This is a genomic window from Pseudomonas mandelii, assembly GCF_002251635.1.
GTDB classification, from domain to species: Bacteria; Pseudomonadota; Gammaproteobacteria; order Pseudomonadales; family Pseudomonadaceae; genus Aquipseudomonas; species Aquipseudomonas mandelii_B.
Genome location: NZ_NMOJ01000040.1, coordinates 1 through 24,033, shown reverse-complemented (window position 1 = coordinate 24,033; position 24,033 = coordinate 1). Strand labels below are relative to the sequence as shown.

The following is a 24,033-nucleotide window of genomic DNA, read 5'->3' as shown; positions in this document are numbered from 1 at the left end:
AGCTTATATTGGAAATACGATAAATCGATTTCACTTATTAATCAGTAATTGTTTTTATCGACCTCAGCCCCGGTGACTGCTCAGTCGAACAGCGTCGGTGGCCGTGAGCCTGCGCGTGCAGTTGCAGGGCTCATCTGACCGGTATCGCCTCAGGGAAGCAGCGGTATCGAAGTGCTCAACAATAAAAAAACAGGCGTTATTGCTCAATTTCTGCCGGCACACTCACACCCTGAGGTCAGAACCACAATGAACAACTCCATCGGCACCATCAAACGGTGGCGCGTGCAGATCTTCGCGATCACCTGGCTCGCCTACGCCGCTTTCTACTTCACCCGCAAAGCCTTTTCCGTGGCCAAACTGGGGATCGCCGAAGACCCCACCTTCATGCTCGACAAAATGGCCATGGCCAACCTCGACGCCATCTATCTGACGGCCTACGCCTTCGGCCAATTTACCTGGGGCATCCTCGCCGACCGCTTCGGTCCACGGGTCGTGGTGCTTGGCGGGTTGCTGATTTCCGCAGCGGCCGCCCTGGTGATGGGCAGTTTCGCGACGTTACCGATTTTTGCCACCTGCATGCTGATTCAAGGCCTGGCGCAGTCCACCGGCTGGTCGGGGCTGTGCAAGAACATCGGCAGTTTTTTCCCTGCCCAGCAGCGCGGAAGGGTGCTGGGGCTGTGGAGTTCCTGCTACGCCTTTGGCGGTTTGGTGGCCTCGCCGTTTGCCGGCTGGTGGGCGTATACGCTCATCGGCAGCTGGCACGCGGCGTTCATTTCCAGTGCGGCGGTGGTTGGGCTGGTCGCCGTGCTGTTTTTTATTTTCCAACGCAACAGACCGGAAGACGTTGGCTTGCCCGCAGTGGAGCCGGAGCCGGAGCCGGAACGGACAACGGAAGAGACCTGCGCGCAAAGCAAGATCAGCGTGCTCGAACCGTTGAAGGAAATCCTGCGCAACCGCACGGTGCTGGTATTGGGCCTGGCGTACTTTCTGTTGAAACCGGCGCGCTACGCGATTTTGCTCTGGGGGCCGGTGATCGTCTTCGAGCAGATGCCCTCTGTGGGCAAGGTGGGCGCGGCGATCATTCCTACCGCGTTCGAACTGGCCGGGCTGCTGGGGCCGATACTCCTCGGGCTGGCTTCGGACAAACTGTTCGGCGCCCGGCGCATGCCGGCCTGCGTGATCAGTCTGTTGGCGTTGACCGTTTCCCTGGCGCTGTTCATGGGCGCTCTGCACACCGGCAGCGTGTTGTTGGTGGTGGTGCTGCTGTTTGTCATGGGCCTGACCTTGTACGGACCGGATTCGATGATCAGCGGCGCGGCAGCGATTGATTTCGGCACCGCCAAGGCGGGCGCCACGGCCGCCGGATTCGTCAATGGTTGTGGCTCGGTCGGGGCGATTCTCGGCGGATTGCTGCCGGGTTACTTCGACTCGGTCACCGTGTTTATCGTCTTCGCCGGCTGCGCGTTGTTCTCCGCCCTGGTGCTGATCCCCCACTGGAACAGCCGTCCGGCTGGCCTGCGCGTCGAAAGCCCTTTCGTGCCTGACCAGGCAATGACGGTAAAACCCCTGCGCTCCTGAGAAGTAAACGATGAGACCTTTCTGGCTGGAACAGGCGCTGGAGGCCGAGCCCTGCGTGCCGTGCGAACCTTTGGCTCGCAACACTCAGTGACCGGTTTGCCGTCTGGCATCTGGATGTGTGCCTGGCCAGGTTCGCGGCGGCGGCTGGCAAGGCTGACAAGGGCTGATCAGTCCGGACGATTGACCAGCCAGTCCAGCAACAGACGGCCATCGCTACGTGGCTGTCGAGCGAGTCGAGGCGCTGGCGGGTTGCTCGCCGTCGCACACAACACCGGGCGATCAGGGTTGCTGTCGAGAAAACTGATGAGCACGTCGGTGCCCGCGAGCGGCAGCCTGGACGGATCGATCCGACCGTCCGGCGCGGCGAGGGCCACGGGTAGCCAGAGCCCGGTGGACTCCTCGTCGTCGGCTTGCTCCGTGGGCCACAATCGGACCTCAATCCGCCCTTGAGTATCCAGCACCGCCGGTTGCCCGACAGGGCCCAGCACTCGCGCCTTCTGATAACCCGCAATGCTCGGCCTGGCCTGTGTGAGCGCTGGCCGGAACACCGTGGACCACGGGATGGCGCTGAATTGATTGCTGTAACGGCGGACCTTGTCGGTGGAGTCCTCGGCGAGAATCGACGGCTGTCGGCCCTGATGCCGGATCTCGGTCAGCAGCCACTGATCGTTGAAGTTCGCGATGGGGTGTTCCGAGACTTGCACGATGCATCCACTGCGCAAATCACTGTGATTGCTTTGCCCCTGAATCTGCCGATGCCGGCAGCGCAGCCGTTCCAGTGATCGACGACTCGATTGCTCACGCTGGAGCTGTTGCGGCGCAGGCGAGGCGTGGCGCTGGAACAACTCAGTGATCACCGGCACGTTGGCGGGATCGGCCGTCTCGCCGTGAAAGGGCATCAGCAGCGGTTCCTGGGGAAAGCTCAGGCTGTCATCCGCCAGCACCAGCACATGGCCGTCGCGCTGATGTTCGAAGTGATAGTGGATGCCTTCTTCTTCGCAGAGCCGGTGCAGGAACGCCAGGTCGCTCTCATCAAACTGAATGCAGAACGGTCGCACCGGATAGCGTCCGCTGGGCAGTTCAAAACGGAAGCTGTCATCGGGGATTGCGTTTTCGGTGAGCAACTGGCGCAGGAGGGCAGGCACGCCGAGTTGATGAAAGACCCGACGGCAAGGGTGCCGGTCCAGTTGTTGCAGCCAAGGCACCAGCACCAGGTGGTAGTCGATTCGGTGCGGGCCACGATACTCGCGACAGGCGCTGTGCAAGATGCCGTGAATGCCGGTGTCATCCATCAGGCTCAGGAACGCCGGTTGATGCAGCAACCGCTCGAGGTTCATGGCGGGTGCCAGGCCGATTACTTCGATCTCGAAACGATAGGGCTGGTTGAGACTTTCTCGGCCACTGAACTGCAACACCTGCAGAGTCAATCCACTGTCCAGGAGGGTCAGGGTGTAGGGACTTTCCTTGTCGTTGTGCATCGAACGCGCTTCTGCCATGGAATATGGGCGCAGAGGGTACGAAACCACGGCCCTTTATAGTCACCGCAAATCGACTTTTCAGAATCGCCCTACAACTGCTAGTGAATATGTCGATTGGTCATGCCGGTGAGCCGGGGTGGAATTTTTGGTCGATTGCCAACTTTAGGCCGTATAAACTTGCGCAAAGCGTCGGCCAATAGATGTCTCGGCGCCACAGATAAGAGAGTGAGTAATGGGCGCACAGTGGAAGGTTAAACACAAAGAAGCGGCATCCAATGCCAAGGGCAAGATTTTCGGCAAGCTGGTGAAAGAAATCACCATCGCCGCCCGCAACGGTGCCGACACCGCGACCAACGCCCACTTGCGTCTGGTGGTGGAGCAGGCCAAAAAAGCCTCGATGCCCAAGGAAACCCTGGAGCGCGCCATCAAGAAAGGCGCCGGCCTGCTGGGTGAAACCGTGCAGTACCACCGCGTGACGTACGAGGGTTTCGCTCCGCACCAGGTGCCGCTGATCGTCGAATGCGTGACCGACAACATCAACCGTACCGTGGCGGAAATCCGTGTAGCGTTCCGCAAGGGCCAATTGGGCGCATCCGGCTCTGTGGCGTGGGACTTCAACCATGTGGGCCTGATCGAGGCGTCGCCGGACAGCCCTGACGCCGATCCGGAAATGGCCGCGATTGAAGCCGGAGCCCAGGATTTTGAGCCCGGTGAAGAAGAGGGCACCACCCTGTTCCTGACCGAACCAGGGGACCTGGACGCCGTTCAGAAGGCGCTGCCTGAACAAGGTTTTACCGTGTTGTCGGCCAAGTTGGGTTACCAGCCGAAAAACCCGGTGAGCGGTTTGAGCGACGAGCAGATGGCTGAAGTCGAGGCGTTCCTGGAAGGCCTCGATAACCATGATGATGTGCAGGATATGTTTGTTGGTTTGGCGGGTTAAGCCGAACCGGTTGTGATTTTCTGTGTGGCGAGGGAGCTTGCTCCCGTTCGGGTGCGCAGCAGCCGTCGATTTTGGGACGGCTGCGCCGTCCAGCGGGAGCAAGCTCCCTCGCCACAGGTTTTGTACTTGCCTTTAGCTCAGTTGAACGCGGCTAACGCCTGTCCTATCTCACTGAACCCCGGCCGCGCCAGCACATCCGGCTGACAGCAGCGTTGCTGCAATTCCTCCAGCCGCATACCCCTTTCATCACTCAACCCTGAGTCGATCCGCTCCAGCAACTCCCCCAGCAAAACCCCGAACGCCCGTACTTCGATCCGTTGCAGCGCACGGCTTTCAAGGCTGTCGCACGTCGCATGGAAAGACGCCGCGCCAAAGTCCCCCAGCAGGCAATTACCGTGCTCGTTGCACAAAATATTGTGGCCATAGAGATCGCCATGGGTGATGCCCTGGTGATGCAGATGCTCGGCCACCGAGGCGATTCCACGGGCCAAGCGCAGTGCTACGTGCGCACTGAAACGGGTGTCATCGGCATAGACGTCACGGGTACAGGACGCCAGGCTCGGCAACCCGGCCAGGTTGCGATAACTCGGATCAATCAGTTGCATCACCAACCCGACCTGCTGTTCGGGATGCCCGACGATTCGGCCTTCGACCCGGATCAGATTGGGGTGAAGACCGGCGGTGATGCAGGCGTTCATTTCGTGCAGCGGTGAACCGTCGCTGGTCATTTCGCCTTTGTAGAGTTTGACCGCAACTTGGGTGGCCGGTTGGCCCGGTCGCTCCCACGCCGCCCGATGAATCACCCCCGAAGCACCTTCGCCCAGTTGTTGCTCCAGGCGCAGCCCTGACCACGCAATACTCGCCGTGGCGTCCAAGGCTGCGGCATCGGCCTCAGTTTCCAGCGGGTTACCGGCATACGCTAGCCAGGTCAGGCTTGGCAGGGTCAGCAACCACTCGGGCAGTTCGGTCAGTTGATTGGCGGCGATGCGGATCAGTTCGAGTCGATGGCATTGGCTCAGGCTTTCGGGCAGGCGCTGCAAGCGATTGCCGGCGAGCATGAGTTTTTGCAGGTGTGGGCGTTGACCCAACTCGGCGGGCAGTTCACGCAGGCGGTTATCGGTCAGGATCAGCCAACGCAGTAACGGCGGCAGCGCAGCGTCAGGTACCGTCTCGATGGCATTGGCCTTGAAACCGATCATCGTCAGCGCGGTGCATCGGCCGAGGCACGCGGGCAGTTCGGTGAACCGGTTGTCCGAGCAAAACAGCACGCGCAGACGGGTCAGGCGATGCAGGTCATCGGGCAGGCGGCTCAAGGCGTTGCCGCTGAGGTTGAGCACTTCCAGCGAGTCCGCCAGGTCGAAGATTTCTCGCGGAAATTCAGTCAGGCCGCAGGCCAGATCCAGACGGGTGATGCCTGTCAGTTGGCCGGCGCGCAGTTGGGCGAGGGTATCCATGGGCGGGTTCGCTATTGATCGAGGGGAGGGCGCGAGGCCCTGGAAATGGGCGACATGATAGCGGGAAAGTTCTGCCGCCTGTGAGGTCGCCTTCGCGAGCAGGCTCGCACACATTAGTGCGCGTCCGCCCAGACAACTCGGTCAACTGTGGGAGCGAGCCTGCTCGCGAGAGGGCNTGTCGGGTTCTAACCAAGCACTCCGACCTGTAGCAGCTGCCTCGCGCTGCTCGGCAGTTGCTACAGGGGGAGCGTTCCAGCCGGGGTGGATCGGCTACCGCTCGATACTGCGATTCCACCGCGCATTCCACGCCGGGCGCTGTTCGTTGACCTGATCCCAGTCAATGGCAATTGCGGTGGTCAGGTACTGCTTCATCGCCTCGACCTGACCGCGCGTCTTGTCGGTGGTCGGCGTATTCGGGTTGGACGGGATCTGGTCGCCATCCTCAAGTGCGGCGGCCTGAGCTTCAGGCGTCAGCAAAAACGCTGCGAGTTTCTGCGCCAGTTCCGGCTGCGTGTTGTTGGCGATGGCGCACTCGGCCACGTTGAGCACCACGGAGCCTTCCTTGGGCTGCGCATACTCCACCGGCATGCCTTTGAGTTTCAGCGCGGTGACTTGGGTCGGTGTCAGCGGGAACAGCGCGGCCTCGTCGGTTTGCACCATCTCGGAGATCTTCGCGGAGCTTGCGATGTATTCCAGCACGTTGGGGCCGATAGTCTTCGGCCAGGCCTTGAAGCCCGGCTCGACGTCGGTTTCACTGCCGCCCTGAATCCGGTTGAACATCAGGAAGCCATGCAGTCCGAAGGTCGACGAGGCCATCGACTGGAACACCACTTTGTCCTTGAAGCGCGGGTCGGCCAGGTCCATCCACGAGGTGGGTGCGGCCCAGCCTTTNTCCTTGAACAGCCGCGTGTTGTACGCCAGCCCGGTGACGCCAAGGCTGACCGCCACCGCTTGATCCTTGATGCGGCCCTTGGCCGGAATCTGCGCCAGCGGCGCGCTGTCTTCGAGCTTGTCGCACAGGCCCATGGCGATGGCGCGGTACATGATGCCGTCGTCGAGGAACATCACATGCATTTGCGGGTTGTCTTTGTTGGCCTGGACCTTGGCCAGGATATCGGCGGAAGTCCCCGGCACGATCACCACTTTGACGTTGTTGGCTTTCTCGAAGGCGGGCAGCACCTTGTCGGCGTACACCCGTTCCATGGTGCCGCCGTTCATGCCCAGNTANAGCGTCGGTTCGGCCTGGGCCTGGGTGGCGGCGAGCAGGGCTCCCAGGCAGGAAAAACCAAGCAGTGCAGTACGTTTGACGTTATTCATTGGCGCGACCTTCCTCTATCAAGCAACGGAGATGGAGTGAAACCGGGTGATGGAAAACGCATCCAGTGGCGTCTTTGAGGCGCCGCTGCAGATGATCTCGGTGAGCGCCTGGCCGACCGCAGGACCGATCTGGAAACCCGCACCGGCAAAGCCGAAGGCGTGTAACAGACCGGGTTGAGTGCTGCTATGACCGATCACCGGTTGGCGATCAGGCAGATAACCTTCGGTGCCGCTCCAGGTACGAATCGCCTGGGCGCCTTCAAGAAACGGGTAGAGCTCGACGGCCTGACGCAGGATTTCGATCACCGCGTGTTGGCCGGGGCGGGCGCGGGCGTCATCGAGGGCAAAACCCTGGCCGCCGCCGAGCACGCAATTGCCGCGTGCAACCTGACGCGCGTAGATGCCGCCCCCCTCGACGCCGGTGCTGGCATTCATCACCAATGGCAACGGCTCGGTGACCAGCATCGCCGGGTGGCCGGCGTGCATCGGCACTGCTTCGCCAAACTGCGCGGCCAGGGTTCCGGCCCAGGCCCCGGCGCAGTTCAGCAGCCAGGGCGCGTGCAACTCGAGGCCGGTTTGCGTACTGACGCGAAAGCGCTGACCGTCGTGTTCCACCGCCGTTACGGCACATTGTTCGTGGACCTGCGCGCCGTGCCGACGGGCCGTTTGCGCGAAGGCGGGGGACACCAGGCGCGGGTTGGCGTGGCCGTCGTCGGGGCAAAACGATGCGCCGGCCGTGACGTCGCCGACCCATGGAAAACGCGCGCGCAATTCATGGCGGTCGAGCAGCTGCAAATCGAGTCCGAAGCCCTGGCTGCTGACGGCGTAGTGCTGCAAGGCGTGCAGATCGTTGAGACTGCGGGCCAGTTTCAAATGACCGCTGCGTTGATATTCTCCGTCGATGCCGATCAGTTGCGGCAACTGGCCCCAGAGCTCGTGGGCCCGTTGCGACAGCGGTAATTGCGACAGTGGACGCCCCTGGCGCCGCACGCCGCCGTAGTTCACGCCGCTGGAGTGCGAGCCGCAAAAGTCGCGCTCCAGCAGTGCAACACGCCGGCCGGCCTTGCTCAGGAACAGCGCGGCCGACGCCCCGACAATGCCGCCACCAATGATCACTGCATCGACTTCGATCATGGCTCGACCTCCAGACCAAACGGCAGCGGCTTGATCGGCGCCTGTGCCCGCAATCGACCGATCTCAGACACCGGGCGTCGGCTTTCGCAGGCAATGATTTCCGCCGCAGCGGCGCCGCACATCCGGCCCTGACAGCGGCCCATGCCAATGCGGCAGTGCGCCTTGACCCGATTGATTTCCCAGTGACCTTCGCGCACCACCTTGCGGATGTCGCCGGCCAGCACTTCTTCGCAGCGGCAGACGACCACCTCATCGGCGGTTTCGCTGGCCCAGTGCTCGGGGAAGGCGAAGGCGCGCTCAAGTCCGTTGCGGAATTCACTGATGCGTTGCAGGGAGCGTTCAAGGCTGTCGGGACGTTGTGGCGGAATCAGGTAACCGATGTCTTCGAGCAACGCCAACGCCGCCCGTTCACCTGCCATTTCAGCGGCGTCGGCGCCCATGATGCCGGCGCCGTCACCGGCCAGATAAACCTCGGCGACACTGCTGCGACCGGCGTGGTCACGCTGCGGCAGCCAAGCGCGGTTGAGTGGGTTCCAGGCGAATTCACAGCCGAGTAAATCGGCGAGTTGGGTTTCACTGCGCAGGCCATGGGCGAAGGCAACGGCATCGCAATCGAGCCGATGTTCGCCTTTGGCGTTGGACCACTCCACGGATTGCACGCGCTGTTCTCCGTTGACACGTTTCAAAGTTGCGCCTTGATGCACCGGGATGCCGTGGGCGGTCAGCCAGCTGCGGTAATAGATGCCTTTGGCGAGTGTGGCCGGTTGCGACAGCAGGCCGGGCAGGGCGCGGGCCTGAGCGCTGAAGGGTGAACTGTCGAGGACCGCGACCACCCTGGCGCCGGCCTTGGCGTATTGGTAAGCCACCAGGTACAGCAACGGCCCGCTGCCACACAATGCAACCCGCTCACCGATGGCGCAGCCCTGGAATTTGAGCGCGATCTGCGCCGCGCCGAGGCTGTAGACACCCGGCAGCGTCCAGCCTGACACCGGCAGAATCCGGTCGGTGGCACCTGTGGCGACGATCACGCGGGAGAATTCCAGTCGCGCGGCACGGCCCTCGTGCAAAGTGTCCAGCGCACCGTCTTCGGCGTTCCAGACCAGTGTCTCGGGGCGGTAGTCGAGTTGCCCGCGCAGCGCGTCGATCGTTTGATGCAACCCACTGGCCTTGCGCGCTTCGAAGCCATACAGCTTGACCGCCGAGCGCTTGAAATTCTCCGGCTGGCGCCGATAAATCTGCCCGCCACCGCGCGCCGCTTCGTCCAGCAGCACTGGACGAACCCCATGCGCCATCAACGTCTGCGCCGAACGAATCCCGGCCGGACCTGCGCCAATAATGACCACAGCCTTCATACCCGTGCCCCTGTGGGAGCGAGCCTGCTCGCGAGGACGGCGGNCCTGCTCGCGAGGACGGCGGCCCATTCAGCAGAGAGGTTGACTGACAGACCGCTATCGCGAGCAGGCTCGCTCCCACAGGGAATACGGTTTTTGCAGGTGGAATGTGTGTTCATAGGGTGCGTCCCGGTTCGCGGCTTATTTGTTGGCCAGCTTCGAGCAGCGTCGAGCAGGCCCGCACGCGGCGGCCGTCGCCCAGGCGGACCCAACAGTCCTGACAGGCGCCCATCAGGCAGAAGCCGGCGCGGGGTTCGGCGCTGAAGTCGCTGCCACGCAGGTGTTCGCTGCAAGTCAGCACGGCGGTCAGCAAGGTATCGCCGAGCAGGCCGCTGGCCGGTTCGCCGTCCAGGGTAAATTCCACAGCCGGGCGATCGCCTTCGGCCAGTCGTTTCAGCACAGCCATGGCGCCCTCATTGTTTACCCACCAGAACCCGATCCAGGCCATAGACCCGGTCGAGCAGAATCATGGTCGCTGCGGTCAGCGCAATCACCAGCGCCGAGACCGCCGCCATCATGGGGTCGATGGACTCCGTGGCGTACACGTACATGCGCACCGGCAAGGTTTGCGTGGCCGGCGAGCTGACGAAGATCGACAGGGTCACCTCATCNAAACTGTTGATGAACGCCAGCAGCCAACCCCCGGCGACCCCCGGCAGAATCATCGGCAAGGTGATTTCCCGAAACAGCGTGAAGCGCCCGGCACCCAACGACTGCGCAGCGTGTTCGGCGCTGCGGTCCAGGCCAATGGCCGACGCCANCACCAGGCGCAACACATACGGCGTGATGATCACCACGTGGGCGAGCATCAGCCAGGTGAAGCTGCCGTTGACGCCCATCAGTGCGAACAACCGCAGCATCGCCACCCCCAGCACCAGGTGCGGAATGATGATCGGCGACAGAAACAGGCCGTTGAGAAAGTCCCGTCCGGGGAACTCGAAACGCGTTATCGCCAGCGCCGCCGGCACCGCAATCAACGTCGCGATACTGGCCGCGCAGAACGCCAGGATCAGGCTGTTATAGAACGCCTGGATGAAGTCGGCACGCTCGAACACCGCGCGAAACCAGCGCAGGGAGAAGCCTGATGTGGGCAGGCTCAAGGTGTTTTCCGGGGTGAAGGCCACCAGGCACACCACCACCAGCGGCGCCATCATGAACAGCACCACCAGGGCATGGAACAGCAGGGCGAAAGGACCGTTCTTGGACATGACGAGTTATCCCAATGACTTCTTGTAGCGGCCTTCGATCATCCGGTTCCACGACAGCATGATCAGCAGGTTGAGCAACAGCAGCGCGACCGCGATGGCCGCACCCATCGGCCAATTGAGCTCCGACAGGTACTGGTCGTAGATCAACGTCGCGACCATCTTCAGGCGACGTCCGCCGAGCAGGCCGGGAATGGCGAACGAACTGGCCGCGAGGCCGAACACGATCAAGGTGCCTGACAACACACCCGGCATGATCTGCGGCAGCACCACTTNGCGCATCACGGTGGCCTGGCTCGCACCCAGCGACAGGGCGGCCTGTTCGGCCGACGGGTCGAGCTTTTGCAGCGAGGTCCACACCGGAATGATCATGAACGGCAGCATCACGTGCACCAGCGCGATGATCACCGCAAACGGCGTGTACAGCAACTTCATCGGCGAGCCACCGAAGGCTTGCAGGGTCTGGTTGACCAGCCCGTCGGCACCCAGCAGCAGGCTCCAGCCGAAGGCGCGCACCACCACTGAAATCAACAGCGGTGTGAGGATCAGGATCAGGAAGATCGAGCGCCACGGGGTGCCCATGCGGCTGAGGATGTAGGCCTCGGGCACGCCGATGACCACGCANAGCAGGGTGGTCAGGGCGCTGATCCACATCGTGCGCAGGAAGATTTCGTAGAAGTACGCATCGCCCAGCAAGCTGCTGTAATGGTCGAGGGTGAAGGCATCGCCGTTGATCCCCGAGCTGTAGTCGAAGACGTTGAACGACAGCACCAGGGTCAGCAGCAGCGGGATGATCAACAGCCCGAGGTACAACGCCAGGGCCGGCGCTGACAGCCAGTAACCCTGACGTCCCTGGCGAATGGCGGCAAGCGTACTCATGCCGGCACCTCATCCACGGTCAGTACCCGCAGCAGCGTCGCATCCCAATCCAGGCCGACCGCCGTGCCTTCGGTCAGTGGTGCCGAGCCGTCGTTGCGGCGCACCACACTGAGTTCGCCCAAGGTCGTCGAGACGCCGTACAACCATTGGCTGCCGAGGAAGAATCGGCTGACGATCTGGCCTTGCAGCCGACCTTGGCCTTGCTCCCGCAGATCGATTTTTTCCGGGCGCAGGCTCAGGGTCAGGTCACCGCCCCTTTGCACCTGGACTACGCCCGCACCATCACGCTCGCCGGGCAGCAAATTGGCTTTGCCGACGAAGCCGGAAATGAACTCGGTGCGCGGGTGTTCATAAAGGGTGTAAGGCGCGTCGATCTGGGTCACGCGCCCGGCCTGCATCACCACCACGCGGTCGCTGATGGACAGCGCTTCGGCCTGGTCGTGGGTGACCATCAAGGTGGTGATGCCCACGGCGCACTGGATGCGGCGGATCTCGAACTGCATCTCTTCGCGCAGGTTGGCGTCGAGGTTGGACAGCGGCTCATCGAGCAGCAGCACGGGCGGCTCGATCACCAGGGCCCGGGCCAGCGCGACACGCTGACGCTGGCCGCCGGAGAGTTCTCGTGGGTAACGTTCGGCGTGTTGATTGAGGCGCACCAGTTTCAACACCCGATCCACCCGTTGCTGCAACTCGGCACCGGGCACTTTGCGCATTCGCAGACCGAAGGCGACGTTGTCTTTGACGGTCATGTGCGGGAACAGCGCGTAGCTTTGGAACACCACGCCCAGGCCCCGGGTGGCGGGTTTGGCGTGGGTGATGTCACGCCCGTCGAGCAGAATCTGCCCGCCGCTCACGTCGACGAAGCCGGCGATCATTTGCAGGGTGGTGGTCTTGCCGCATCCCGAGGGGCCGAGCAGGGANACGAATTCGCCTTTTTCGACCGAGAGGTGGGTGGCGACGACGGCGTCAATCTCGCCGTAACGTTTGCCGAGTCCTTCAAGTTGCACAAAAGCCATGACTGCGCTCCACCTGAGATTGTTATGCGTCGCCCGAAGGCGCGCTTTTTTGTATGGGCAGATACGAAAAGGTCTTGCTGGGTGCGTTGGCGCTCGACTTCTGTCGGCTGCCGCTGTTGTTCGAATCGCCCCTGTCTGGACGCAGAGTAGGACGAAGAATAGGATGGGCTCAATGGCCTATTTCACTGAAGCGATGACTATTTTCAGTTTCATTCAGTGAGTAAATTTTTTATCGAGAAACTGCATGTCTGATTCCACTGAACGGAATGAAAACAAAAATGAAGTCGGTGTCGGGGCTGTGTCCAGACTGTTTGCCGTGCTGCGAAGCCTGGGTGACACCGTCGAGGGCGGGGAGCGTGTGACCCAACTGGCGCAGCGTATCGGCCTGTCGCAACCGACCACGCACCGTTTGTTGCGCAGCCTGATGGACGAAGGCATGGTCGAGCAGGACGCTCGCAGCAAACGCTATCGTCTGAGCCTGGATTTTTTTGCGTTGGCGGCGCGGGCCGGCAACACCGGAAATCTGCGCGAACTGGTGCGACCGTCGTTGCTGCGACTCTCGGCTTCGTTGGGGGATTCGTTGTTTTTACTGGCGCGTAGCGGCTTTGATGCGATCTGCCTGGACCGCAGCGAGGGGCCGTACCCGATCCGCACGTTTACCGGCGATATCGGTGGGCGAGTGGCGCTTGGCGTCGGCCAGGGCAGTCTGGCGATTCTGGCGTTTCTGCCGGAGGAGGAGCGCGATACGGTGATCCATTACAACCTGCCACGGCTCAAGGATTTTCACCTGTATGACGAAGTGNTCCTGCGTTCGGAAGTCGAGAACGTGCGCACGCTGGGTTACGCCGGGCGCAACACCGGTGTGCTGCAAGGCATGGCCGGTGTCGCGGTGCCGATTCTGGATCGGGAAGGACGAGCGGTGGCGGCATTGAGCGTGGCCACGGTGAGTGATCGCCTGGGGCCGGATCGNTTGCCGATGGTGGTGGAGTTGCTCAAGCGCGAAGCGGCGGCGATNGGGCCTCGGATCAATCCGTTTGATCCGCTGCTGCGAAGGCCCTCGCAAGTGTTCGGGCAGGGTTGAGCACACCCCACAATGTCCAACCGCTATCGCGGGCAAGCCCGCTCCCACAGGGGATGGTTAGTGTGATCAGAACTGGGTGGTTTGCTTGAGCATCTGCGCCGCTGGCGTATCGCTCGGGCTGACCATCGCATAGTTGTAGCCGGCGCCGGACCAATACTCGGCCTGCAACTCGCCATCGCTGCGACTGCCCCGAGGCAGCAGGTTGTTTTTCGGTCCTGGTGGTCGCACGTAGAAGCTGATCTTGTGCCCGCCCTGATCTTCGTAAACCACCATCGCCGCCGGCCCTTGCTCGGTGCTGAGCAAGCGGCCGCTGACCGGTTTGTATCCCGAGTCCGACAAGTCCGGCAGGCGATTGGCGTGAGAGAAATAACGGTCGAGCCAACCCTGCATGTCGCCGTCGTCGCTGACCTTGTAGTCCGCCGGCAGGATGCCTTGCTGGGCGATCAAACGGTAAGCCTGCATCGCATCAGTCATGGGTGGTGGCGCGCCGACCAGTGTCATTTCCCTCGCCTGCCAGCCGCTCAATCCGCCGACGCTGACCGCAATCAAGAGCACCGCGGCGCTGGCCAGATGGCGGCGGGACTGGCGTTTGACCCGCTGGCGAATCAGCGCCGGGTCGAGGTCGGGGTTGGCCGTATAGTGCAACGCGCCGCTCATGGCCGCGCGCAGTTGCTGGGCGTCTTGCTGCCAGGCGCGCACTTGCGCGGCGGCTTGAGGGTTGCTGGCCAGGTAAGTCTCGACCAGGCGTCGGTCGGCGTCATTGAGTTGATGATCGACGTAGGCGTGCAAATCGCGTTCGCTGGGGGGCAGGCTGATCATTTGAGTATCCGCAGGGAAGGGCTGGCAATTTCGCCGTCGCTGAGTTGGCGCAGGGCCTGACGGGCGCGGGACAGGCGGGACATCACGGTGCCGGTCGGGACGTCGAGAATCTCGGCGACCTCTTTATAACTCAAACCTTCCACCGACACCCAGAGCAGCAATGCGCGCTGTTCGGTGGTGAGCTGGTCAAAGGCTTGCAGGGTGGATTGGGCAATCACGGTGCGCTCTACCGAGGGCTGGGCATCGTCACGGCCGGTAAAAAATTCGAGCATCCGCGCATAACGCCGGGAACGTCGATGAGCGTCGAGAAACTGCCGGTAAAGGATCGAAAACAGCCAGGCGCGCAAGTCGCCCTCGGGGCGTTTGTCGCCCCAACTCGACAGGGCGCGCTCCAGGCTCGATTGCACCAGATCGTCCGCGCTGCTGGGATTGCGCGTCAACGACACGGCAAACCGTCGCAACCTGGGAATGATTTCTCTGAGTTGTTCGTCGATATCGTTCATGAAGTTCTGACTAGTCACTACGCTGTGGACTAGGGAGACGCCCGGCACTTGAGGTTATTCCACGCCTGGAAAAATAAATACCGGGTGATGGAATAAAGCGTCGTGGGGTACGTCTGCTTGGTTCTTCTCACTTGTGGCCGATGGCCCTGGAGTCATTCATGGTAGATCGCTCATCACCGCCCACCCGGCCACCGCTGAGTGCCGCAAGCCTGACGTTGCGCCTCGGCGGTATTGCCGTGGTCGTCGCGGCGCTGGCCGGTGCCTTTGCCTACGTCAACGGAACACTCGACCCACAACGCCTGACGCCGAAAGCATTGATCAATGTGCTGGAAAAAAACAACGGCGTGCACCCGGGGTTTCGCCGTAACCATGCCAAGGGCGTGTGCGTGATCGGGCATTTTGAAAGCAGTGGCGAGGCGCGTACTTATTCCAGTGCCCAGGTCTTCAATGAGCCGCAGACGCCGGTGGTCGGGCGTTTTGCCTTGCCTGCGGGCAATCCTTATGCACCTGACAGCAGTGTGCCGATCCGCAGCATGGCGTTGCGTTTCACNCAGGCCAACGGCCAGCAATGGCGCACGGGGATGAACAGCATGCCGGTGTTCCCGGTGGGTACGCCTGAAGCGTTCTATCAATTGCAGCAAGCGCAATCGCCGGATCCGGCCACCGGCAAGCCCAATCCGGCGGCGGTACCGGCGTTCTTTGGTGCTCACCCGGAAGCCGCGCCATTCCTGGCCTGGATCAAGACGGCCAAGCCTTCGGCCAGCTATGCGACGGAGACCTACAACAGCGTCAACGCGTTTTACCTGGTGAACGCGACCGGTCAGCGCCAAGCGGTGCGCTGGAGCATGACACCAATAGCGCAGGATGCCGCCGGTGCCACCGCGCCTGAAGGGGCTGACTTCCTTGAAAAAGACCTGGTTCAGCGTTTGTCCGCCGGGCCGCTGCGTTGGCAGTTGAACATCACCTTGGCCAACCCCGGTGATCCGGTCAACGATGCCAGCAAGGCTTGGCCTGACGGTCGCAAAGTGGTGAATGCCGGCACCTTGGTGCTTGAACGCACGCAACCGCAACTCGATGGCGAGTGCCGTGACATCAACTACGACCCGCTCGTGTTGCCGGCCGGTATCGAAGGCTCCGACGACCCATTGCTCGCCGCTCGCTCGGCGGGGTACGCCAGTTCCTATCTGCGTCGCACCAGTGAAGTCAAACAGTTGCCTGCCGCCAACGCTACACAGGAGGCTCATCAATGAGTGCTCAACCGAATCATTTCGCGCCGTTGGCGCGGCTGCTGCATTGGCTGATGGCGTTGATGATCATCGCGATGCTGTTTATCGGCGCGGGCATGGTGGCCTCGGTGTCCGAGCGGCATGAATGGCTGATCCATCTGCACAAACCGTTGGGGATTGCGATTCTGCTGCTGGTGATCGTGCGCCTGGTCGTTCGCTTTTCCACTCGGCAACCACCGTTACCGGCGGATTTGCCCGGTTGGCAGGCACTGGCGGCGAAGGCTTCGCATGTCTTGTTGTACGTCTTGATGTTCATTTTGCCGCTGCTGGGCTGGGCGATGATTTCAGCGGCCGGGGATCCGGTGATGCTCAGCAATTCGTTTCAGTTGCCATCGATCCTGCCCGCGAATGCGCAGATGTTTGCGTTTTTGCGCAAGGCTCACGGGTATCTGGCGTACTTGCTGTTTCTGACCGTGTTGCTGCATCTGGCGGCAGCGTTGTTTCACGGTTGGGTGCGGCGCGATGAGGTGCTGGACAGCATGTTGCGCGGGAAGGATCGCGGCTGAAGGCATCATGGCTGCATGCCGGGCATGCAGCCATCGAGGGCGATCAGCGCAGGGTGTCGATCATATCGGCAACGGTCGTCAGCACGTCCTTGCCCAACTGCTTGGAGCGCTTGCCCGACCAACCGGTCAAGGCATTCGGCGCGTCGTTGTTGTCCTTGAAGGGCATCTCCAGGGTCAGCGACAGGCAGTCGAATTTCTCACCGACACTGTTGCAGGCCAGCGTCATGTTGGCTTTGCCCGGTTCGTCGCGGGTGTAGCCATGCTTGGTCTGGAAGTCCTTGGTCAGATGTTTCAGATGATCGCGGAAGTGGGTCTCGAGTTTTTCGATCCGCGGCGTGTAGCCCGGGTTGCCTTCGCAACCGGCGGTGAACACGTAGGGGATTTCCTCGTCGCCGTGGATATCGAGGAACAGGTCGACGCCGTATTTTTCCATCTGCTGCTGGGCGAACAGCACTTCCGGGCTGATCTCCTGGCTGGCGTTCTGCCAGGCACGATTCAGGTCCTGGCCCATGGCGTTGGTGCGCAAGTGGCCATGGAAGGCGCCGTCAGGGTTCATGTTCGGAATAAGGTACAGGTCGGCGCTGGCCAGCAGTTTGTTCAGTACCGGGTCGTCGTGCTTTTCCAGGCGTTCGATCACGCCTTCCATGAACCACTCGGCCATGTGTTCGCCGGGGTGTTGTTGGGCAATCATCCAGACTTTGCGCTGACCTTCGGCGCCGCTGCCTTTACGCAGTAACTGGATGTCACGACCTTCCACGCTTTTGCCGGTGGCGAGCAGTTCGGTGCCAGCCTTGGTCAGCGCCTGTTCGATCAACCAGTCGTGACGGCCACGGCTGTAGGGTTCGAAGTAGGCAAACCAGGCGTGGGTGGCCGTGGCTTCGAGGCTGAAGCGCAGGCAGTCGCCTTCGAAGATGGTCGGTACGCGGAACCAGTTGACGTGGTCGTAGGACGCCACCGCCTGATAACCGTCCCAGGCCTTGTTGTACGAGGACTTGCTGGCATTGTTCAGACGAAACCAGTGCTCCTGGCCGACGTGCAGACCGCTGGCCTTGAAGTGGAACCACTGGAAATGTTGGCTGCGGGTGTCGGGTTTGATGGCCAGCAGGGCTTGAAGTGGATTGCTGATGTCCAGCACTTCAATGTTGCCGCTGTCGAAATTTGCGCTGATGTCGAAAGAGGATTTAGCCACGGTCATAGTCGATTCCTGAATATGATTTTTATGGCTGCTACTTTACACGCTGGGAAGGGAAAAACCGGGGGAAATTGCGGGGCAAAAGGGGGGGCGTCTTCCTTGACGCAGACGCAGCTTAGAGACTGTGTGATTGATTCTCAAGTGCTATTTTTCATTAGTTTGGGCCAATGCTGCCGGGCTTCTCTTGCCAATGGATATTCTTTTGATATCATCCGCGCCAATCGAATTCGCAACACCTAAAGACTTCATTAGCCTGAAGCCAAAGCCAGAATAACTGGCAAAAAAAAGACCCGGCAAAAAGCCGGGTCAAAAACCGTGATTAGCCTGATGAGGAGATATTCCAAGAGTCCGACCTAAGGTCNCTTGGTCCATCGACTGATCTCGCGACCAGCTGCATGCAATAATAATCATTCTCGTTTGCAAGTCAAATGATTTTATCTGCGCAATTGGAAAATTCTTTCCCGTCTTCCTCGAAAGTGCGTCCGACTCAAACGCGCTGCCCCTGTAAAGAACGATCAATCATCGCCTTGGCCATGTCGATCATATGCACCGTCGAAAAGGCCAGGTCCCGACTTGCGCCGTGCAGGTTGCTGGCCGACTCGAAAGCGGTCGCTGCAGCACAGCGCAACAGATCCGACGCATGCACCAGCGCTTCTTCACCGCTGACCGCAGGGTTCACATCAAAAAATCGCTCCTCGACCACCGCTTCTGACACAGTTGGTTTCAAGTAATAGTCCAAGGCTTTTTGCGCGGCGGCGTTGCCTTTGGGCGAGGTGAGGGTGGTGTCCATTTGCATATCCGACAGGTCATTGCGGGGTAACGTCATGGCGATGGCAAGCTCCGTGATAGATTCAGATCCGTGAACCAATCCTAGTACGAACTGTATTTGTGACGAGAATTTAAATACTACAATTTGTGTTTTGTTGCTTGGAGTCCGCGACGTATCGTGCCGCCCATGGATAAATGGATTGAGTTGGTCAAAGCCAAGATGAGTGAACTCAAAGTCACTCAGGAAGTACTCGCCGATCGCCTCGGGATGTCTCAGGGCGGTGTGGGTCACTGGCTGAATAAACGCCGTCAGCCGAGCATCGAAGACATGAATCGTGTCTTGCGGGCGCTCGGGATGGATTTTCTGGAAGTGGCGATGGTGATTCGGGAGCCCTTGGTGCTGCAGGACGACGAGATGTCCCTGACGCAAAAGTACAACCCGTACTTCCGTTACCCGGTCAGTGACTGGCGCGAGCCTGCGCAGGTGCGTGAAGGCGAGCTAACGGTCTACGGCAAGCCGCGTTTCGAACTGACCGATTACCACGCTCAGGGCGCGGCGTTCTGGCTCGAGGTGGTCGGCGACGCGATGACCGCGCCGAGCGGGATCAGCATCGCCGAGGGCATGATGATCCTGGTGGACCCGGCCATTGTGCCGGAGCCCGGGAAACTGGTGATCGCGCAATGGGCGGACAGCGTCGAAGCAATCTTTCGCAAGCTGATCGAAGAGGGCGGGCAGCGTTACCTGGTCCCGCTCAATCCGACGTACCCGAAAGCCCTGTTCACCGAAGAGTGTCGAATCCTCGGCGTAGTGGTTCAGGCAACGGCCAAGTTCTAATCAGATCGGTCCTCGCAACGCGTAGGACCGATCTTCATTTCACGCTTCTTCCAGTTCGACCAACGCACTGCCTTCGCTGACCATCTCGCCTTCCTGGCAATACAGCGCCTTGATCACGCCGGTTTGCGGCGCGCGGATGCTGTGCTCCATCTTCATCGCCTCCAGTACCACCAGTTGGGTCCCGGCTTCCACGGTTTGCCCGACCTCCACCAGCACGCGCACGATGCTGCCATTCATNGGGGCGGTGAGCCCACCTTGATGGCTGTGGCTGGCTTCGACGGCACTGATCGGGTCGTAGGCCTCGATGCGGCGCAATTCACCTTCCCACTGCAGATACACAACCTCGCCTCGGCGAATGACCCGGTGCTGGTGGCGCACGCCGTTGTGATCGGTCAGCAGCTGTTCGCCCTTGAGCTGAGCAGTGTGGGCATCAACGTTACCCAACGTCAGCGCCCGGTCCTGCCCTTCGCAACTGAGGTGAAGGGTGATTTCCCTCGGCAGTCCAGCACGAAAACCATTGCCAACGGCCCAAGGCGAGCTCAGGTCATCAGCGCGCGGAGAACCCGGCTGGCTCTGGGCAAACGCCTGAGCGGCGGCGTGCCAGAACTCGTCACTGAGGTCCGCAGGCGCTGGCAGCAGTTGCTCCTGGTAACGCGGAATAAACCCGGTATCCAGTTCAGCTGCCGCAAACGCCGGGTGGCCGATGATGCGCCGTAAGAAGCCGAGGTTGGTCTTGAGCCCGCCCACGGCGAACTCATCCAGCATGCTCAACAAGCGCAGACGTGCCTGTTCACGGTCTTCACCCCAGGCAATCAGTTTGCCGAGCATCGGGTCGTAGAATGGCGAGATCTCATCGCCTTCTTCCACACCGCTGTCGACCCGACGTCCCGGACCATCGGCCGATTCGCGATACAACGCCAGGCGCCCGGTGGCCGGCAGGAAGTCATGGCTCGGGTCCTCGGCATACAGCCGCACTTCAATCGCATGGCCGATCAGCGGAACCTGTTCTTGAGTCATTGGCAGCGCTTCACCACGCGCCACGCGAATCTGCCAGGCGACCAGGTCGAGGCCAGTGATCGCTTCGGTGACCGGGTGCTCGACCTGCAGACGCGTGTTCATCTCCATGAAGAAAAACTCGCCGCGTGAATCCAGCAAAAACTCCACGGTGCCGGCGCCGACATAGCCGATGGCCTGTGCCGAACGCACGGCGGCTTCGCCCATGGCTNTGCGCNGTTCCGGACTCAGGCCCGGCGCCGGCGCTTCTTCCACCACCTTTTGGTGACGACGCTGAATCGAGCAGTCGCGTTCATTGAGGTACAGGCAGTGGCCGTGCTGGTCGGCAAACACCTGGATTTCCACATGGCGCGGCTTGAGCAGGTATTTTTCCACCAGCATCTGCCCGTTGCCGAAGGATGAAAGCGCTTCCCGCTGGGCCGACGCCAAGGCTTCGGCCAGTTGGCTGACCTCCTCGACCACCTTCATGCCTTTGCCGCCGCCCCCGGCCGTGGCCTTGAGCAACACCGGATAACCGATACTTTCACAGGCATCGCGAAAGGTTTCCAGGTCCTGAGCGTCCCCGTGATAGCCGGGCACCAGCGGCACGCCGGCGGTTTCCATCAAGGCTTTGGCAGCGGACTTGCTGCCCATGGCGTCAATGGCAGAGGCGGGCGGGCCGAGGAAGATCAAACCCGCCNCCTCAATGGCGCGGGCGAACCCGGCGTTCTCGGACAAAAAGCCATAACCGGGGTGAATCGCCTGAGCGCCGCTGGCCTTGGCCGCCGCGATCAATTTATCGATTTGTAGATAGCTGTCAGCAGCTTTGCTACCGCCGAGGTCGACGCGGATATCCGCTTCGCGGCTGTGCCGGGCGTCACGGTCAGTGGCGCTGTGCACGGCCACGGTGGTCAGCCCCATGGCCTTGGCGGTGCGCATCACNCTGCAGGCGATTTCGCCACGGTTGGCCACCAGCAGAGAGGTAATCACAGGTGCGCTCATCAACGCGGCTCCTTGGGGGTGGTCGGTGCTTGCCAGCTCGGCGGACGTTTTTGCAGAAAGGCCCGCAGACCTTCCTGGCCTTCGGGGCTGACGCGGATGCGTGCGATGGCATTCTCGGTGTAACGGCGCAGCGCCGGGGTCAGCGCACCGTTGCCCACCTCACGCAACAAATCCTTGCTGGCGCGCATGGCGGCCGGGCTGTTAAGCAGTAGATTGNCGATCCACTTCTCCACGTTCTGTTCCAGCTCAGCGACCGGATAGCTCTCCGACAACAGGCCGATTTCCCGCGCCCGTTGCCCGCCGAAACGTTCAGCCGTCAGGGCATAACGGCGTGCCGCGCGCTCGCCGATGGCTTGCACCACGAACGGGCTGATCACCGCCGGTGCCAGGCCGATGCGCACTTCCGACAGGCAGAACTGCGCGTCATCGGCCCCAATCGCCATGTCGCAGCAGCTGATCAAGCCCAGTGCGCCACCGTAGGCCGCACCTTGTACCACCGCCAGCGTCGGGATTTTCAGCTTGGCCAGGTTGTACATCAGTTCGGCCAGCTCGCGGGCGTCGTCCAGGTTGGTGTGGTAGTCCAGCTCGGCCGATTGCTGCATCCACGCCAGGTCGGCACCGGCGCTGAAATGCTTGCCGCGACCGCGCACCAGCAGAAACCGCAGGCTNGNATCACCCTGCACCTGGTCGAGGGCGATGATCAGTTCGCGGATCATCTCGGCGTTGAACGCGTTGTTCTTGGCTTCACGGCTGAGCCACAGGGTCGCAAAACCTCGTGGGTCGGTCAGCAGTTCGAGGGTGTTGAAGTCGCTCATGGTTTTCTCCCGATCACATCCGGAACACGCCGAAGCGGCTCGGTTCGATTGGCGCAGTTTGTCAGTCACATCCGGCTGTCGGTGATCAGTTCGAGGGTGTTGAAATCGCTCATGGGTNNNNCCCNATTACATGCGGAACACGCCGAAGCGGCTCGGCTCGATGGGGGCATTCAGCGAAGCTGACAAGGCCAGCGCCAGCACGTCGCGGGTCTGCAACGGGTCAATCACACCGTCATCCCACAGGCGCGCGCTGGAGTAGTAGGGGTGGCCCTGGGTTTCGTACTGGTCGAGGATCGGCTGCTTGATCTCGGCTTCCTGTTCGGCGCTGAAACCCTGGCCACTGCGCTCGGCCTGCTCGCGCTTGACCTGCACCAAAACGCCTGCCGCTTGCTCGGCACCCATCACGCCGATGCGCGCGTTCGGCCACATCCACAGAAACCGCGGGTCGTAGGCGCGCCCGCACATGCCATAGTTCCCGGCACCAAAGCTGCCGCCAATGATCACCGTAAACTTCGGCACCTTGGCGCAGGCCACTGCGGTAACCAGCTTGGCGCCATGCTTGGCGATGCCGCCGGCTTCGTACTTTTGGCCGACCATAAAGCCGGTGATGTTCTGCAGGAACAGCAGGGGAATCCCGCGCTGGCAGGCCAGTTCGATAAAGTGCGCGCCTTTTTGTGCCGCTTCGGCAAACAGAATCCCGTTATTGGCGAGGATCGCAATCGGGTAGCCGTGAAGGTGGGCAAAGCCGCACACCAAGGTGGTGCCGAACAGCGCTTTGAATTCGTCGAACACCGAACCGTCCACCAGCCGCGAGATCACCTCGCGCACATCGAACGGTTGCTTGGCGTCGGCCGAGACTACGCCGTACAGCTCATCGCTGGCGTAGAGCGGGGCGATGGGTGTGCGCTGCTGCAGTTCGCCGAGCTTGCGCCAATTGAGGTTGGCGACACTGCGCCGCGCAATGGCCAGCGCGTGTTCATCGCTCTCGGCATANTGGTCGGCTACNCCGGAGATCTTGCAGTGCACATCGGCACCGCCCAGGTCTTCGGCGCTGACCACTTCGCCAGTCGCCGCTTTTACCAGTGGCGGCCCGGCGAGGAATATCGTGGCTTGCTGGCGCACCATGATCGCTTCGTCGGCCATCGCCGGCACATACGCGCCGCCGGCGGTGCACGAGCCCATCACCACTGCGATCTGCGGGATGCCCTGGGCGCTCATGTTGGCCTGGTTGAAGAAGATCCGTCCAAAGTGCTCGCGGTCTGGAAACACTTCATCCTGACGCGGCAGGTTGGCGCCGCCCGAATCCACCAGATAGATGCACGGCAGGCGATTCTGCTGGGCGATAGTCTGGGCACGCAGGTGTTTTTTTACCGTGAGCGGGTAGTACGAGCCGCCTTTTACCGTGGCGTCGTTGGCGACGATCATGCATTCGACGCCTTCCACGCGGCCGATCCCGGCAATCACGCCCGCCGCCGGAACGTCTTCGCCGTAGACCGCGTAGGCCGCCAGTTGGCTGATTTCCAGAAACGGTGAGCCCGGATCGAGCAGACGATTGATCCGCTCACGTGGCAACAACTTGCCCCGCGAGGTGTGGCGTTCTTGCGCCTTCGGGCCGCCACCTTGCTGCACTTGGGCGAGCAGGGTATGCAGGGCGTCGACCTGGTGGCGCATCGCCGCGCTGTTGGCGGCAAATTCCGCCGAGCGCGGGTTGAGCTGGGTGTGCAAGATAGCCATGGACAGCTCCGTTTAGCGGGTTTCGTTGAACAGTTCGCGACCGATCAGNGAGAACTCCGCCGAACGGGGGTTGAGCTGGGTATGCAGGATAGCCATGGACAGCTCCG

General features: G+C 61.5%; 22 protein-coding genes. 6 read left to right on the top strand and 16 right to left on the bottom strand.

What is annotated here, in order from left to right; all coding sequences use genetic code 11:
- The first annotated feature begins 246 nt into the window (after positions 1 to 246).
- The gene (locus B7L09_RS05925; protein WP_094468120.1) at positions 247 to 1,578 is read left to right on the top strand and encodes an MFS transporter; all 1,332 of its coding nucleotides are present in this window, start codon (positions 247 to 249) and stop codon (positions 1,576 to 1,578) included.
- 167 nt (positions 1,579 to 1,745) lie between these two features.
- Here the strand turns inward: B7L09_RS05925 and B7L09_RS05920 are convergent, their stop codons facing one another.
- On the bottom strand, positions 1,746 to 3,056 hold the full coding sequence (locus B7L09_RS05920) for a type VI secretion system Vgr family protein (protein ID WP_094468119.1): 1,311 nt from the start codon (positions 3,054 to 3,056) through the stop codon (positions 1,746 to 1,748).
- Positions 3,057 to 3,288: 232 nt separating this feature from the next.
- On the opposite strand from B7L09_RS05920, the gene B7L09_RS05915 reads away from it, so the two are divergent.
- The gene (locus B7L09_RS05915) at positions 3,289 to 3,996 is read left to right on the top strand and encodes a YebC/PmpR family DNA-binding transcriptional regulator (protein ID WP_094468118.1); all 708 of its coding nucleotides are present in this window, start codon (positions 3,289 to 3,291) and stop codon (positions 3,994 to 3,996) included.
- A 137-nt stretch (positions 3,997 to 4,133) separates the two neighbouring features.
- Here the strand turns inward: B7L09_RS05915 and B7L09_RS05910 are convergent, their stop codons facing one another.
- The 8 genes from B7L09_RS05910 to B7L09_RS05875 all read right to left on the bottom strand — a co-directional run bounded on the left by B7L09_RS05910 (position 4,134) and on the right by B7L09_RS05875 (position 12,392).
- Complete coding sequence (locus B7L09_RS05910) at positions 4,134 to 5,450, bottom strand: leucine-rich repeat-containing protein kinase family protein (protein ID WP_094468117.1); 1,317 nt, start codon at positions 5,448 to 5,450, stop codon at positions 4,134 to 4,136.
- Between the two features lie 270 nt (positions 5,451 to 5,720).
- Complete coding sequence (locus B7L09_RS05905; protein WP_094468116.1) at positions 5,721 to 6,767, bottom strand: ABC transporter substrate-binding protein; 1,047 nt, start codon at positions 6,765 to 6,767, stop codon at positions 5,721 to 5,723.
- A gap of 18 nt (positions 6,768 to 6,785) precedes the next feature.
- Positions 6,786 to 7,901: an NAD(P)/FAD-dependent oxidoreductase gene (locus B7L09_RS05900; RefSeq protein ID WP_094468115.1), complete on the bottom strand. Its 1,116-nt coding sequence runs from the start codon at positions 7,899 to 7,901 to the stop codon at positions 6,786 to 6,788.
- On the bottom strand, positions 7,898 to 9,253 hold the full coding sequence (locus B7L09_RS05895) for an FAD/NAD(P)-dependent oxidoreductase (protein ID WP_094468114.1): 1,356 nt from the start codon (positions 9,251 to 9,253) through the stop codon (positions 7,898 to 7,900). The genes B7L09_RS05900 and B7L09_RS05895 overlap by 4 nt, the downstream gene beginning before the upstream one ends.
- Positions 9,254 to 9,407: 154 nt before the next feature.
- Complete coding sequence (locus B7L09_RS05890; protein WP_094468113.1) at positions 9,408 to 9,698, bottom strand: (2Fe-2S)-binding protein; 291 nt, start codon at positions 9,696 to 9,698, stop codon at positions 9,408 to 9,410.
- Between the two features lie 7 nt (positions 9,699 to 9,705).
- Positions 9,706 to 10,500 (bottom strand): ABC transporter permease, encoded by a 795-nt coding sequence (locus B7L09_RS05885; protein ID WP_094468112.1) that lies wholly within the window; start codon positions 10,498 to 10,500, stop codon positions 9,706 to 9,708.
- A gap of 6 nt (positions 10,501 to 10,506) precedes the next feature.
- Positions 10,507 to 11,376, bottom strand: coding sequence for an ABC transporter permease (locus B7L09_RS05880; RefSeq protein WP_094468111.1), 870 nt, complete (start codon positions 11,374 to 11,376; stop codon positions 10,507 to 10,509).
- Positions 11,373 to 12,392 (bottom strand): ABC transporter ATP-binding protein, encoded by a 1,020-nt coding sequence (locus B7L09_RS05875; RefSeq protein WP_094468110.1) that lies wholly within the window; start codon positions 12,390 to 12,392, stop codon positions 11,373 to 11,375. The genes B7L09_RS05880 and B7L09_RS05875 overlap by 4 nt, the downstream gene beginning before the upstream one ends.
- A gap of 244 nt (positions 12,393 to 12,636) precedes the next feature.
- On the opposite strand from B7L09_RS05875, the gene B7L09_RS05870 reads away from it, so the two are divergent.
- The gene (locus B7L09_RS05870) at positions 12,637 to 13,473 is read left to right on the top strand and encodes an IclR family transcriptional regulator (RefSeq protein ID WP_094468109.1); all 837 of its coding nucleotides are present in this window, start codon (positions 12,637 to 12,639) and stop codon (positions 13,471 to 13,473) included.
- A 66-nt stretch (positions 13,474 to 13,539) separates the two neighbouring features.
- On the opposite strand, the gene B7L09_RS05865 is transcribed toward B7L09_RS05870, so the two are convergent.
- Both B7L09_RS05865 and B7L09_RS05860 read right to left on the bottom strand, forming a co-directional pair.
- Positions 13,540 to 14,292: an anti-sigma factor family protein gene (locus B7L09_RS05865; RefSeq protein ID WP_094468108.1), complete on the bottom strand. Its 753-nt coding sequence runs from the start codon at positions 14,290 to 14,292 to the stop codon at positions 13,540 to 13,542.
- A complete protein-coding gene (locus tag B7L09_RS05860) occupies positions 14,289 to 14,795 on the bottom strand; it encodes an RNA polymerase sigma factor (protein WP_094468107.1) in 507 nt (168 codons plus the stop codon). The genes B7L09_RS05865 and B7L09_RS05860 overlap by 4 nt, the downstream gene beginning before the upstream one ends.
- A 158-nt stretch (positions 14,796 to 14,953) precedes the next feature.
- On the opposite strand from B7L09_RS05860, the gene B7L09_RS05855 reads away from it, so the two are divergent.
- Both B7L09_RS05855 and B7L09_RS05850 read left to right on the top strand, forming a co-directional pair.
- Complete coding sequence (locus tag B7L09_RS05855) at positions 14,954 to 16,045, top strand: catalase family peroxidase (protein WP_094468106.1); 1,092 nt, start codon at positions 14,954 to 14,956, stop codon at positions 16,043 to 16,045.
- Positions 16,042 to 16,587 (top strand): cytochrome b, encoded by a 546-nt coding sequence (locus B7L09_RS05850; protein ID WP_094468105.1) that lies wholly within the window; start codon positions 16,042 to 16,044, stop codon positions 16,585 to 16,587. Before B7L09_RS05855 ends, B7L09_RS05850 begins: the two co-directional genes overlap by 4 nt.
- Before the next feature lie 43 nt (positions 16,588 to 16,630).
- On the opposite strand, the gene B7L09_RS05845 is transcribed toward B7L09_RS05850, so the two are convergent.
- Together B7L09_RS05845 and B7L09_RS05840 are read right to left on the bottom strand one after the other, a co-directional pair.
- On the bottom strand, positions 16,631 to 17,782 hold the full coding sequence (locus B7L09_RS05845; protein ID WP_094468104.1) for a M14 family metallopeptidase: 1,152 nt from the start codon (positions 17,780 to 17,782) through the stop codon (positions 16,631 to 16,633).
- Between the two features lie 484 nt (positions 17,783 to 18,266).
- Positions 18,267 to 18,605 (bottom strand): DUF6124 family protein, encoded by a 339-nt coding sequence (locus B7L09_RS05840; RefSeq protein ID WP_094468103.1) that lies wholly within the window; start codon positions 18,603 to 18,605, stop codon positions 18,267 to 18,269.
- A gap of 129 nt (positions 18,606 to 18,734) precedes the next feature.
- Between B7L09_RS05840 and B7L09_RS05835 the strand changes: the two genes are divergently transcribed.
- On the top strand, positions 18,735 to 19,382 hold the full coding sequence (locus tag B7L09_RS05835; RefSeq protein ID WP_094468102.1) for a LexA family protein: 648 nt from the start codon (positions 18,735 to 18,737) through the stop codon (positions 19,380 to 19,382).
- Between the two features lie 39 nt (positions 19,383 to 19,421).
- Here the strand turns inward: B7L09_RS05835 and B7L09_RS05830 are convergent, their stop codons facing one another.
- From B7L09_RS05830 to B7L09_RS05820, 3 genes are all read right to left on the bottom strand, one after another.
- A complete protein-coding gene (locus B7L09_RS05830) occupies positions 19,422 to 21,377 on the bottom strand; it encodes an acetyl/propionyl/methylcrotonyl-CoA carboxylase subunit alpha (protein ID WP_094468101.1) in 1,956 nt (651 codons plus the stop codon).
- Positions 21,377 to 22,192, bottom strand: coding sequence for a gamma-carboxygeranoyl-CoA hydratase (locus B7L09_RS05825; RefSeq protein ID WP_094468100.1), 816 nt, complete (start codon positions 22,190 to 22,192; stop codon positions 21,377 to 21,379). Before B7L09_RS05825 ends, B7L09_RS05830 begins: the two co-directional genes overlap by 1 nt.
- A 126-nt stretch (positions 22,193 to 22,318) precedes the next feature.
- Positions 22,319 to 23,926, bottom strand: a complete 1,608-nt coding sequence (locus tag B7L09_RS05820) for a carboxyl transferase domain-containing protein (RefSeq protein ID WP_094468099.1) — start codon at positions 23,924 to 23,926, stop codon at positions 22,319 to 22,321.
- Between the last annotated feature and the right edge of the window lie 107 nt (positions 23,927 to 24,033).